The sequence below is a fragment of the Nocardia altamirensis NBRC 108246 genome (genome assembly GCF_001612685.1).
GTDB lineage: Bacteria > Actinomycetota > Actinomycetes > Mycobacteriales > Mycobacteriaceae > Nocardia > Nocardia altamirensis.
Genome location: NZ_BDAY01000061.1, coordinates 18,294 through 29,739, shown reverse-complemented (window position 1 = coordinate 29,739; position 11,446 = coordinate 18,294). Strand labels below are relative to the sequence as shown.

The 11,446-nt window shown below is 65.9% G+C and carries 13 protein-coding genes; 6 read left to right on the top strand and 7 right to left on the bottom strand.

Features of this window, described 5'->3' with window-relative positions; genetic code table 11:
• Positions 1 to 15: 15 nt before the first annotated feature.
• The 5 genes from NA11_RS29130 (at position 16) to NA11_RS29110 (ending at position 4,165) form a co-directional block, all read left to right on the top strand.
• A complete protein-coding gene (locus NA11_RS29130; RefSeq protein ID WP_069165227.1) occupies positions 16 to 903 on the top strand; it encodes a GAF domain-containing protein in 888 nt (295 codons plus the stop codon).
• Between the two features lie 15 nt (positions 904 to 918).
• The gene (locus NA11_RS29125) at positions 919 to 1,668 is read left to right on the top strand and encodes an ANTAR domain-containing protein (RefSeq protein WP_069165226.1); all 750 of its coding nucleotides are present in this window, start codon (positions 919 to 921) and stop codon (positions 1,666 to 1,668) included.
• Positions 1,669 to 1,701: 33 nt separating this feature from the next.
• Positions 1,702 to 2,574 carry a phosphoribosyltransferase gene (locus tag NA11_RS29120; RefSeq protein ID WP_084655167.1) on the top strand — a complete coding sequence of 291 codons (873 nt, stop codon included), beginning with the start codon at positions 1,702 to 1,704 and terminating at the stop codon, positions 2,572 to 2,574.
• Between the two features lie 140 nt (positions 2,575 to 2,714).
• Positions 2,715 to 3,614: an STAS domain-containing protein gene (locus NA11_RS29115; protein ID WP_069165224.1), complete on the top strand. Its 900-nt coding sequence runs from the start codon at positions 2,715 to 2,717 to the stop codon at positions 3,612 to 3,614.
• A gap of 101 nt (positions 3,615 to 3,715) precedes the next feature.
• A complete protein-coding gene (locus NA11_RS29110; protein ID WP_069165272.1) occupies positions 3,716 to 4,165 on the top strand; it encodes a hypothetical protein in 450 nt (149 codons plus the stop codon).
• Positions 4,166 to 4,169: 4 nt separating this feature from the next.
• On the opposite strand, the gene NA11_RS29105 is transcribed toward NA11_RS29110, so the two are convergent.
• Together NA11_RS29105 and NA11_RS29100 are read right to left on the bottom strand one after the other, a co-directional pair.
• Entirely contained in the window at positions 4,170 to 4,676 is a 507-nt protein-coding gene (locus NA11_RS29105) for a flavin reductase family protein (protein ID WP_069165223.1), read from the bottom strand.
• 126 nt (positions 4,677 to 4,802) lie between these two features.
• A complete protein-coding gene (locus NA11_RS29100; RefSeq protein WP_069165222.1) occupies positions 4,803 to 5,165 on the bottom strand; it encodes a MerR family transcriptional regulator in 363 nt (120 codons plus the stop codon).
• A gap of 50 nt (positions 5,166 to 5,215) precedes the next feature.
• On the opposite strand from NA11_RS29100, the gene NA11_RS29095 reads away from it, so the two are divergent.
• Entirely contained in the window at positions 5,216 to 5,857 is a 642-nt protein-coding gene (locus NA11_RS29095) for an NAD(P)H-dependent oxidoreductase (protein ID WP_069165221.1), read from the top strand.
• Between the two features lie 63 nt (positions 5,858 to 5,920).
• On the opposite strand, the gene NA11_RS29090 is transcribed toward NA11_RS29095, so the two are convergent.
• The 5 genes from NA11_RS29090 to NA11_RS29070 are packed head-to-tail and all read right to left on the bottom strand — an operon-like array spanning position 5,921 to position 11,420.
• Positions 5,921 to 6,937 carry an N-acetylglucosamine kinase gene (locus NA11_RS29090; protein ID WP_245746255.1) on the bottom strand — a complete coding sequence of 339 codons (1,017 nt, stop codon included), beginning with the start codon at positions 6,935 to 6,937 and terminating at the stop codon, positions 5,921 to 5,923.
• Positions 6,934 to 8,217 carry a family 4 glycosyl hydrolase gene (locus NA11_RS29085; RefSeq protein WP_218023397.1) on the bottom strand — a complete coding sequence of 428 codons (1,284 nt, stop codon included), beginning with the start codon at positions 8,215 to 8,217 and terminating at the stop codon, positions 6,934 to 6,936. The genes NA11_RS29090 and NA11_RS29085 overlap by 4 nt, the downstream gene beginning before the upstream one ends.
• Positions 8,217 to 9,107 carry a carbohydrate ABC transporter permease gene (locus NA11_RS29080; RefSeq protein WP_084655165.1) on the bottom strand — a complete coding sequence of 297 codons (891 nt, stop codon included), beginning with the start codon at positions 9,105 to 9,107 and terminating at the stop codon, positions 8,217 to 8,219. Before NA11_RS29080 ends, NA11_RS29085 begins: the two co-directional genes overlap by 1 nt.
• 3 nt (positions 9,108 to 9,110) lie before the next feature.
• Complete coding sequence (locus NA11_RS29075; protein WP_069165220.1) at positions 9,111 to 10,067, bottom strand: carbohydrate ABC transporter permease; 957 nt, start codon at positions 10,065 to 10,067, stop codon at positions 9,111 to 9,113.
• A 9-nt stretch (positions 10,068 to 10,076) separates the two neighbouring features.
• Positions 10,077 to 11,420 carry an extracellular solute-binding protein gene (locus NA11_RS29070; RefSeq protein ID WP_069165219.1) on the bottom strand — a complete coding sequence of 448 codons (1,344 nt, stop codon included), beginning with the start codon at positions 11,418 to 11,420 and terminating at the stop codon, positions 10,077 to 10,079.
• Positions 11,421 to 11,446: the final 26 nt, after the last annotated feature.

The following is an 11,446-nucleotide window of genomic DNA, read 5'->3' as shown; positions in this document are numbered from 1 at the left end:
ACGTAGGCTATTGAGGTGCGGTCGTATTCGGAGGCCTACCGCGAACTTGCCCATCTGTGGCGGGAATACCGCGCAGAGCAGGCACGTGCGACTCGTGCTGCGGCAGTCGCGGTGAAATACGAATCGGACCTCGAAAGGCCGCCACAATCGATGCGCCCGTTCCGTCAGCGCATGGCGGAGTTGCACCGACAGATCGAAGCCAGACACCTCGCCTGCGCGCGCCTACACTTCCTGCACGCTCTGCGCCTGCAACGGTGGCACTTCGGCGACCGCGCCGCGCTCCGTCCACTGTTCATGACCGCTGTCGCAATGCATTTGGGGGTGGACAGCGCTGCGGTCACCTTGATCGACCCCACCGGGGACGAGGCGCTCGTCGCCGCCTCGGACAGCACAGCACGCGCGGCCCACGATATCGAGTTGACGGTCGACGAGGGGCCTGGCCACGACGTGCTGGACGGTCAGGCGTTCGTCACCGCCGACAGCACCGAGCTGGCCACCCGCTGGCCACATTACGGACCGGCGCTGACCGGACTTGGCATGCGCTCGGTAGTCGCGGTCCCGCTGATCTCCTCGCACCTGCTCGGCGCACTGTGTGGATTCTCCAACCGGACCGTGCTGCGCGCCGAAATCACCACTGTTGCAGAGAAAGTGGCTGATGCCCTGGCCAATACAGTGCTACTCTCCGCATCCGGGAACGACCCCGACGGCAATCCGCGCGGCACCCTGTTCGACGAGGCCGACTACTTGGCCGTCCTGCATCAGGCGGTCGGTATGGTCGCCGTGCAGTGCTCATGCGACCTCGACGCCGCACGGGCATTGCTGCGCGCCCGTGCGTTCGCCGAAGGCGTCACCATCACAGAGATCGCCCACCGCGTACTTCAGGACGGATACCAGTTATGTTGACCGTCAAGGTGTTCCATGTCTGACGAACTCGCAATCGGCATGTCGAAGCTGACCACGCTGCTGTTGACCGGCGGTGATGTCGCCGAATCACTGTGCGCTGTAGCCGATATCGTCGCTCGGATGCTGCCCGACTCCCTGATGGTCGGCGTCACGCTTGCCCGCGAGCAAGGAGCCATCGTCGGCGGTTCGACTGAAGCTCACGTGCTACTCGTCGAAGAATCCCGGTTGAGCGATGGGCGCGACCCGAGCGCGCAAGCCATCGATACGGTAGAACAGGTTTCGATACCGGACGTGGCCAGGGAGCAGCGTTGGGGCGCCTACCCGCGACGTATGTTGGCCAACGGGGTGAAATCGGTTCATGTCCAACCCTTTTCGGCGTCCGGTGCGGCGCTCGGCGCGCTCGCGCTGTATTCGACCCAGCCACACACCTTCACCGCACAGATCCAACAGGACGCGCTGTTGACCGCCGAGCATATCGGGGTATTGCTCGCCGTCAGCGATGACGCAGCCAGGAACGCCGCGCTCACCGAGCAATTGCGGGCCACGCTCGCCTCGCGATCCACCATCGACCAGGCGCTCGGCATTGTCATGGCCGAGCGGCGGTGCACCCGCGACGCGGCCTTCGCGGTGCTGCGCGCCCAGTCCCAGCGGCGCAACATCCGGGTGGCGGACCTGGCTGTCGAAATTATCGCGGCGATCAGCGGCCGGGCACCCGGCCCACTGCATTTCGTCGAGCGACCGGCACAGCAACGCCGACGTCACTGATTACGTCACTGCCCCAGTGCATTTCGTAGCGCGATGCGTGACGCACCAAACAGTCGCCGGAAGCATTACCGCCGAGTACAATTGGACACATCCACCCGAGTCCCGAAGCGCGGCTCCGGATCGAGCCACGCAACGCACGGGGGAAGGATGGATCGCCCAGCACTACCCCGCGACCACAGCGGTCGCCGGACACCTCAGCGCCCACTATTTCTCGACCGGCGCGACGCGGGCGGTCGCCTCGCCCACCGATTGCTGGCTTTCCGAGGCCCCGACGTCGTGACACTCGGCATCCCACGCGGCGGACTTGCCGTGGCACACGAGGTGGCGGCGTCACTGCGGCTGCCGCTCGATCTGGTCGTCGTCAACAAACTGCGCGTCCCCCACCGGCCCGACCTTGCCTTCGGCGCACTTGCCGAAAACGACATTCGGCTCATCGATGAGGTCGTCGTGCGCAGCGCCATGTTGACCGCTACCGAACTGACCGATGCCAAACGGCACGGACGCGACCGGCTCCATCGGCTGTGCCAACGCTTCCGTAAGCACGACACGCAGGCAGAGCTGCACGGGCGCACCGCACTCGTGGTCGATGACGGCGTCCGGACCGGCATCACTGCGCGCATCGCCTGTCAGGCGGCCTACCAGCGTGGCGCGGTCCGCGTCGTCCTCGCCGTCCCGGTCGCACCACACCGCATCGCGCGGACGCTCACCTACTACGCCGACAAGGTCGTGTGTCTGGAGACACATGCACAACTCCGCCCGGTCGACCAGTCCTACCAGCGCTTCGACCCACTGACCGACGCCGATGTGCACGAGCTGCTGCACGACGACACCGTGTCGGCGATCCCGGTATCCCGAAGCCGCCCAACCGCACACGGCGCGGCGGCGGAGCGGCAGGTGGCCGAGTAGCCGCTTCGGCCGGTCCACCGCCCTGGATGGGTATACGATTCTGCGGTCGGTGGAACAGTCCAACGAACGGGCGGCCACCGCTTCTTCGAGCACGTGAGCAGCGATCGCGTGGGGATGGACCGGAGGCGGCATTGTCCGAAATGTCGATTACTGCCCTTGCCGCAGCGGACAACAATTCCAGGAGCGCCAGCGAAGGTCTGCTGTCCGAGCTGGTGGAGCATCTGCGGCAGAATCGCACCGTCCTGCGGGAGGAGTGGGCGCGCCGGATCACCGAGGCGCAGTTACTCACCGCGATGACGCCCGACGAGATGTTCTCCGAAGTCACCTCGGTGTACGACAACTACATCGAAGTACTCGAGACCGGTTCGGTCGAAGCACTGCAGGCCTACGCGCGCGATCTGTCCGAACGCATCATCCCGAGAGGCGTCGAGACTGACGAGGTGCTCGGCATCGTCCTGCTGCTGCGTGATGTGCTGGCCCGCTCGCTGTTCGAGAAGTATCAATCCGACTTCCAGCTGCTGAACGCGGTGCTCGACGCCTACGAGCCCGCCGCGAACCGCATCGCCAATACCGTTGGCGTCTCCTTCGTCGAGGAACGCGAACGCATCATTCGCCAACAGCAAGAAGCGATTCGCGAACTGTCCACGCCGGTGCTCCAGGTGCGTGAACAGCTGCTGATTCTGCCCATCATCGGCGTGCTCGACGGCCAGCGTGCCCGGCAGCTCACCGAGCAACTGCTGCGGGCGATTCGGGCAAATCGCGCCAAGGTGGTCGTCATCGACATCACCGGTGTGCCACAGATCGACTCGACGGTGGCCAACCACCTGGTGCAGACCGTCGACGCGTCCGGCTTGATGGGCGCGAGCGTGATCATCACCGGTCTCTCCTCGGAGATCGCGCTCACCCTGGTGACCATCGGCCTCGACCTGTCGAAGATGAACGCCGTCGGTGACCTGCAAGGCGGCATCGAAGAGGCGGAACGGCTGCTCGGCTACGAGGTGAGCAGGACCAGCGACAACTCACGGCGACCGGACGCCTGAAGGCCGCGCTCGCGTCGGTGATCTCGGCCACCCTGTGCTGATCGTGGTTAGGCCGCGGTGGCGCGGGTATGGCCATGATGAATCGATGGGAGGCGGTGCACATGATCAACACGATTCTCGAGTCTTCGCCGCCAGAACCAACAGCCGTGATCACCGAGCGCGTAGCCGTCGACATAGGCGCTGACCTGCGCGAACTGGGGATGTTGCGTGCTATCACCGACACCGTCTGCATGATGGCCGATGTCACACTCGACGTGATCCCCGACATCCGGCTCGTCCTCAGCGAAGCCGCGACCGCGCTGATCCTCGACGCAGTGCCCGGCTCGCGGCTCGGATGCGAATTCACTTACAGCAGACGACGAATGAGCGTGCAGCTCACGGTTACGGCGGCACGGCACGGTGAGCTCAGCCGGGATCCCTTGAGCTGGCGGCTGGTTGAGGTGCTCACCGACTCGGCGGAGTTGGTCAGCGGCCCGTTCGATCCCGACACGGGTGGGTACCAGACAGCCCTCGAATTCGGTTGGGCGCGTGCGGCATCCGGACAGATGTGAGTGCTCAGGCCACGTGGCCCGGTTTCAGGTCGGCGACCGCCTGATAGCTCAGCGCGTTGGTGTGTGGCGGCGGTGCACAGGCGGCGACCGGTTCGATGAGCATGCCGACATGATCGCCGAGGTCGTAGCGGTCGAGAATGCGGCCGGTGAACCAGCCTGCGGCGGCGTCGAGGATCGGTAGCTCGTCCGGGCCATGATGCCAGGTGCAGTGCGCGAACTTGTTGATGTCGTCGCCGGTTTCGGCGCCGAACAGTGCGGCGAGCGAGGACTGGGTCTGGCTCAGCAGGTGCACCGCGAGGTGTTCGGCGCCCGAGGCGACGCCGAAGGTGTAGTTGCTCTTGGAGATTCCGACCAGGAACCGCGGCGGTTCGATGCTGACCTGCGAGGTGAAGCCGACCAGGCAACCAGCCTGTTGGCCGCCCGATCGGGTGGTCACGATGAACACCGGGTAGTCCGCGGCGGCGATCACCGCGTCGAAACCGGAACGGTCTGCTGTGGCGTTGTCCGACATGGTCCTCGCGCTCGGCTCGGCCGCACCCCCTTCTCGCGCCCGGATTCGGGGCGGGTCGAGGTCACGGCAGGTGGACAGTCCCAAACCAGACTACGAGACAACCGGGGTAGTCAGCTCGGTGGATTTTCAGCCACCGGCCGCCACGTCGGCACGCAGCTCGAGCAGGTTCGCCTTTTCGAAGAGCAGACGCTCGATGGCCGCGTCCAATTGCCGGGTGCGCTCGTCGAGCTGGGACAACACGTCCGCGCGGTCGTCGTCGGTGGCGCTTTGCGGGGCACTGCAGGCGATGTGGATCAGGACCGCGGCCTCGGAAAGGGAAAGCCCCGAGGCGAGTAGGCAGCGGATGTCCGACACGGTCTTGACGTCTTCTTCGCGGTAGTGCCGGTAGCCGTTGGGATCGCGATGCGGGGTCAGCACGCCCGCGTTCTCGTAATGGCGCAGCATCCTCGGGCTCGCGCCGGTGAGTCTGCTCAGATCACTGATGCGCACCGGACCTTCTCCTTGACATTGACGTTAGTGTCATACTTTACCTTGGCGATATGACGAACGAACGGAATCGGCCGAACGTAATGCTCGTGGTCTCCCATCCGGAGTACGACTCGGCCACCTGGGCCATCGCCAGGGCGGTCGAGCAGGGCATCCAGGCGGATGGCAGCACGACAGCGACCGTCCATGACCTGACCGCATCGGGGTTCGATCCCGTGTGGCGCGCGGCCGATCTCGCCGTGCACCGCCATCTCAGCCCGGTGCCCGATGACGTCAAGCGTGAGCAAGAGTTGCTCGACACGGCGGACGTGATCGTGCTGCTGTTCCCGGTCTATTGGTGGTCGCTGCCCGCACTGGCGAAGGGATGGATCGACCGGGTGTTCAGTCGAGGGTGGGCGTACGAGAACGGCGCGAACCGGGATCAGAGTGCGCTCACCGAGCTCCATTTCGTCGCGCTGGCCGGCGTCAACCAATCCAGCTATGAGCGCCGCGGGTACAAGGACTCACTGACAACCCAACTGATGCAAGGCATCTCCGAGTACTCCAACATCGCGGAGTCCTCACTGCAGCTGCTCTACGGCACCGAGACGAGCGACCCGCAGGCACATGTGGAATTGGCGGCGCAGGGTTACAAAGTCGGCGCCGACCTGGCCCAGCGGGCCCAGGCGGCGTTCGACAAGCGGGTGTCGGCCTGATTCCCTGCGGGACTGTCGATCACCGAATGCGGTGACCCGGGCGGCGACGCTGCCGCGAACGGGTCAGCCCCGGCCGACCCCGTTCGGGGTCATGGTGGTCGGGTAGGCGGCGCGAAGACGCTGTTGGGCAGCGGGTTTCGCGTCGAGATGATCGAGCCCGAGCAGGGCGGCGCCGAGAACCGGTGGGGCGACGACGATTCGGGGCTCCGCGAGGGGCGCGGCCGCCGCCAGGCGGTCCATCAGATTGTCGATCAGCAGCGGCTGACGGGCGGCAAGAACACCACCGCCGAGGACAACCGGGGTCGGTTCGTCGAGCAGGCGCAAACGGCGCAGTGCGACGACGGCGAGGCGGGTGATCTCGTCGGCTTGCCGGTCGATCAGACGCAGGGCGATCGGATCACCGGCCTCGGCGGTGCGGAACAGGACCCGAACCAGTTCGTGCAGCCGCTGTTTCGGCAACTGACCGAGATGGATCGCCTCGGCCACCGCATTGGCGCCGGCCAGGCCGAAGTACGTGCCGATGGCGGCCGACAGCGCGGTCGGCGCGCCACGGCCATCCTCGGCGCGGGCCGCGTGCCACATGGCCTCGGCCGCCATGCCACCGCCACCGCCCCAGTCGCCGGTGAGCCTGCCGAGTGCGGGAAAGCGGGCGGTGGTGCCGTCGGGAAGCAGTCCGACGCAATTGATTCCGGCGCCACACACCACCGCGACCCCGCGCGGGCCGTCGGTGCCCGCGCGGAGCAGGCCGAAGGTGTCGTTGGTGACGGCGGCGGTGCTTCCCCACGGCCTGGCCACGATGGCGGCGTGCAGCCGTTGCTCCTCGACCGGCAGGTCGACATTGGCCATGCAGGCGCTCACCCTGGTGGTCAGCAACCTTCCCGTGGTCAGCCCGGCCTGCTCGGCCACCTGTGCCACCAACGGCGTCAGCCCGTCGATGGCGCGGTCGACCCCGTCGAGTTGCGGCGCGAAGCCGCCGCCACGCGCGGTGCCGAGGACCGTTCCGTCGAGCGCGACCAGCGCCACGTCGACCTTGCTGTTGCCACCGTCGATGGCGAGGACGCCACGAACCTGTTCGTTCACGCCCAGCTCAGATATGCCCGGTTGTGGGCGATCAGCCGGTCGGTCAACTGGTCGGCCAGCTCGAGCTGACCGACCAGCGGATGCGCAAGCAACGCGTCGAACACCCGAGCGCGGCTGCCGTCGAGGGCGGCGCGCAACGCGAGGTCTTCGTAGGCGGTGACATGCGCGATCAGACCGGCGAACAACGGTTCGATCGGGCGCTGCGGCAGTGCGCGTATCGTGCCTGCGTTCACCTGTGCCTGCACCTCGATCACGGCGTCGTCGGGCAGGAACGGCAGGATGCCGTCGTTGCGGGTGTTGACCACCTGAACGCCCTCGCTCGAACCGAGCAACGCGGCAAGCAGTTGCACCGCGGCCTCGGAATAGAAAGCGCCGCCGCGCTTTCCGAGCAGTTCGGGTTTGTGGTCCAGCGTCGGGTCGGCATACATCGCGAGCAGCTGCCGTTCGATCTCCGCGACCTCGGCCGCCCGCGATCCCCCGGTCCGCAGCTCTTCTACCACCACGTCGTGCTGATAGAAGTAGCGCAGATAGTACGAGGGCACGACGCCGAGCTGCTCGAGGATGGATCGGGGCAGGCGCAGATCCGCCGCGATCTCCGCACCGAAGTCGGTGAGCAACTTGGGCAGTATCTCCTGCCCGGTCGCCGCCGCCGGATGATCGAGCAGGGTGACCCCACGCTCCCAGGTCAGGTGATTCAGGCCGACATGGTCGAGGCGGATCAGCTCCGGGTCGACGCCCAAGTGCGCGGCGAAGTTTCGCTGCAGATGGATCGCGACATTGCACAGGCCGACGGCGCGATGGCCCGCGTTCAGCAGGGCACGGGTGATGATGCCGACCGGGTTCGTGAAGTCGATGATCCACGCGTCCGGGTTGGCCATGCGGATCGACTCGGCGATGTCGAGCACCACCGGGACCGTGCGCAGCGCCTTCGCCAGGCCGCCCGCTCCGGTGGTTTCCTGTCCGACACAACCGCATTCGAGCGGCCAGGTCTCATCCGAGTTCCGCGCGGCCTGCCCGCCGATGCGCAGCTGCACGAGGACGGCATCGGCGCCGTCGACACCCGCCGCGATCGAGGTGGCGGTGGAGATCCGTGCGCCGTGGCCCTGTTTGGCGAAGATCCGCTCGGCCAGGCCTGCGATCAACGCCAGCCGGTCCTCGGCCGGATCGATGAGGGTGAGCTCGCCGATCGGGAGGGTGTCGCGCAGCCGCGCGAAGCCGTCGATCAGCTCCGGCGTATAGGTGGAGCCACCGCCGACGATGGCCAATTTCAGTGCGGGCATCAGCCTTTGACCCCTGTCAGTGTCACGCCTTCGATGAAGGCCTTCTGGGCGAAGAAGAAGAGGATGATCACCGGCGCCATCACCAGCACCGTCGCGGCCATGGTGAGGTTCCAGTTGGTGTGGTGGGCGCCCTTGAACGACTCGAGCCCGTAGCTGAGCGTCCAGGCCGCCGGGTTCTCGCTGGCATAGATCTGCGGCCCGAAATAGTCGTTCCAGCAATAGAAGAACTGCAGCAACGCCACCGCCGCGATGGCAGGCTTGGCCATCGGCAGCACCACCTGCAGCAGGATCCGCAGATGCCCGCAGCCGTCGATGCGCGCCGCCTCGAGATATTCGTCGGGGATGGTCAGCAGGAACTGCCGCAGCAGGAAGATGGCGAAGGCGTCACCGAAGGCCAGCGGAATGATCAGTGGCCAGAGCGAGCCGGTGAGGTGGAACTGCTTGGCCCACACCAGATACATCGGGATCACGGTGACCTGCGGCGGCAGCATCATCATCGAGACGACCGCCATCAGCGCCAGGTTGCGGCCGCGGAAGCGGAACTTGGCCAGCGCGTAGGCGACCGGGATGCTGGAGAGCAACGTCAGCGCGGTGCCGACCCCGGCGTACATCAGCGTGTTGCGCCACCAGGTGAGGAAACCTGGTGTCTGCCAGACCTCGAGGTAGTTGCCCCACCGCCATTCATGGGGCCACAGGTCCGAGGTCAGCGACTGCCGGTCCGTCATCACCGAGGTGAGGAAGACGAACACGAACGGCAGCAGGAAGATCAGCGCGGCGGCGATCGCCAGCGCGTGCACCGCAACCCAATTCAGCACCCGCTTACGGCGCGGTCCCCTCGGTTCCGCAGGCTGCTCCAGGTCGAAGATCGGCCGGGCCGTCGTCATGGTCATCGCTCAGTCCTCCTGCAGGAAGCCGGATTTGCGCCGTAGCAGCAGTGCGGTGAAAGCCATCGAGATGGCGAAAAGGATCACCGCGACGACGCACGCCGAGCCGGTGTCGAAACGCTGGAAACCGAGGTTGTAGATCATCTGCGGCAGCGTCCAGGTCGATCCGTGCGGGTAGCCCGGCTCGAAAGGCTCACCGGGACTGCCGATCTTGCCGCTGGCGACCTTGCTGGCCACGATCGCCTGGGTGTAGTACTGCGTCGTCTGGATCACGCCGGTCACCGCCGCGAACAGCACGATGGGGGTGATGTTCGGGAAGGTGATGTACCGGAACTGCTGCCACGGGCCCGCGCCGTCCAGCTTCGCTGCCTCGTACTGTTCCCTCGGCACGTCGAGCAGCGCCGCCATGAAGATGACCATCAGGTCCCCGATGCCCCAGACCGCGAGCATGGTCAGCGCGGGCTTGGACCAGCTGGGGTCGGTGAACCAACCCGGCTGCGGCAGACCGAGAGTGCCGAGCAGGTGGTTGACCGGACCGGTCCCCGGGTTCAGCAGGAACGCGAAGGCCATGGTGGCCGCAACCGGCGGAGCCAGGTACGGCAGGTAGAGCACGGTGCGGAAGAAGCCGACCCCGGTCTTGATCTTGGTGACCAGCAGTCCGATGCCGAGCCCGAAGATCACCCGCAGCGACACCATCACCACGATCAGCCACAGGGTGTTCCGCAGTCCCTGCCAGAAGAACGGGTACTTGTCGAGGACGTAGGACCAGTTCTTCAGCCCGGTGAAGGTCGGCTCGGTGAATCCGTCGTACTTCGTGAAGGAGAAGTACAGGGTGGCGAGCAGCGGGTAAGCGAAGAAGACGGCGAACCCGATCAACCAGGGTGCGAGAAAAGCCAGGGTGCGGATCCGGTCCCGACGGCGCTTGTGCCGCAGCGCCTTCGGGCCGGCCGTGCTCAACAGTGCCATCGTTTCAGGTCACTTCGCCTGGTCGATCGCCTCGTCGATTTCCTTGGCGGTGGCGGCCAGGCCCGCGCGCAGGTCGGGCTGCTTCCCCGCCTCGTATTCGTACCCGAAGTTACGCAGCGAGAGCTGGTACGCACCGCCGTTGATGCTCGACGGCGTCGTCGAGGAGTTCGGGTTCTTGGCGATCTCGATGAAGGTCCGGAAGTTGGGGTCCGTCGTCAGCTTCGGCGAGCCGAGCGCGTCGAACGTGCTCGGCACGTTGTGGATCGCATTGGCGAAGCTGACCAGCGCATCGGTGTCGGTGGCCAGATACTTCACGAATTGCCATGCGGCGGTTTGCTTCCGGCTGGACTTGGCGATGCCGACGATGGTGCCGGTCTGGTAGCCGCGGCCGTAGGTGGCGGCCTGATCGTCCGGGACGGGGAACGGCGCGGTGGCCCAGTCGAAGTTCACCGGGTCGGTGGCGATCGATGCGGTCCGCCACTCGCCGTCGTACGACATCGCCACCTGGCCGGTGTGGAAGGGGTTCTTGGCACTGAACTCGTCACCGAAGCCGGTGCGGTACTTCTCCAGCTTGTCGAAGCCGCCGAGCTTGGCGATCAGATTCTTCTGCCAGGTGTACATCGCGGCGACCTTGGGGTCGGTGGCGACAGTCGACTTGCCTTGGGCGTCGAAGTATTTCGCGCCGTACTGGCCGAGGTAATGCATGGGAGTGGTCTCGTAGCCGTGGTAAGTCGGCATGAAGCCGAGCTGTTTGTAGCTGTCGCCCTCGGCGATGGTCAGCTTGACCGCGGCCTCTTCGAACTCGCTGAAGGTCTTGGGCGGCGCGGCGATTCCGGCGGCGGCGAAGGCCGTCTTGTTGTAGTACAGGCCGTAGGCGTCGCTCAGCAGCGGCAACGAGCACTGATTGCCTTGGAACTGGCTGTATTCCAGCATCGCGGCCGGGAAGGTCTTGACCGGGTCGATGCCGTCCTTCTTCAGCAGCGGATTCAAATCGGCCCACACGTTGGCGGAGCAGAACTTGCCGACCTGGTCGGTGGTGAAGGAGGCGACCACATCCGGCGCGTCCGAGCCGCCCGCCCGCAGTGCCTGCTCGGTCTTGTCGTCGGTGATGTTGCCGACCAGCTTGACGTGAATGTTGGGGTGCAGCTTCTCGAAGGCGGCCACGTTGTTCTCGATGGCCTTGACCTCGTGGTCCTGACTCCAGCCGTGCCAGAACGTGATGGTGACGTCCTTGCCCTGGTCCGAACCGTCGTCACCACCCCCGGTGCTCTGCCCGGTACAGCCTGCGACGAGTAGGGCGACCATGGCGCTTGCGGTGGCGGCGGCGAGCGTGCGGAGCGTTGATCTGCGCATATGAGTGTTCTCCGATGGGTACTGCG

Bases quoted from the DNA above. Each gene is read 5' to 3' on its own strand.
- NA11_RS29125 (WP_069165226.1), top strand. From the start codon at position 919: ATGTCTGACGAACTCGCAATCGGCATGTCGAAGCTGACCACGCTGCTG.
- NA11_RS29120 (WP_084655167.1), top strand. From the start codon at position 1,702: ATGCGTGACGCACCAAACAGTCGCCGGAAGCATTACCGCCGAGTACAA.
- NA11_RS29115 (WP_069165224.1), top strand. From the start codon at position 2,715: ATGTCGATTACTGCCCTTGCCGCAGCGGACAACAATTCCAGGAGCGCC.
- NA11_RS29110 (WP_069165272.1), top strand. From the start codon at position 3,716: ATGATCAACACGATTCTCGAGTCTTCGCCGCCAGAACCAACAGCCGTG.
- NA11_RS29105 (WP_069165223.1), bottom strand. From the start codon at position 4,676: ATGTCGGACAACGCCACAGCAGACCGTTCCGGTTTCGACGCGGTGATC.
- NA11_RS29095 (WP_069165221.1), top strand. From the start codon at position 5,216: ATGACGAACGAACGGAATCGGCCGAACGTAATGCTCGTGGTCTCCCAT.
- NA11_RS29085 (WP_218023397.1), bottom strand. From the start codon at position 8,217: ATGCCCGCACTGAAATTGGCCATCGTCGGCGGTGGCTCCACCTATACG.
- NA11_RS29080 (WP_084655165.1), bottom strand. From the start codon at position 9,107: ATGACCATGACGACGGCCCGGCCGATCTTCGACCTGGAGCAGCCTGCG.
- NA11_RS29075 (WP_069165220.1), bottom strand. From the start codon at position 10,067: ATGGCACTGTTGAGCACGGCCGGCCCGAAGGCGCTGCGGCACAAGCGC.
- NA11_RS29070 (WP_069165219.1), bottom strand. From the start codon at position 11,420: ATGCGCAGATCAACGCTCCGCACGCTCGCCGCCGCCACCGCAAGCGCC.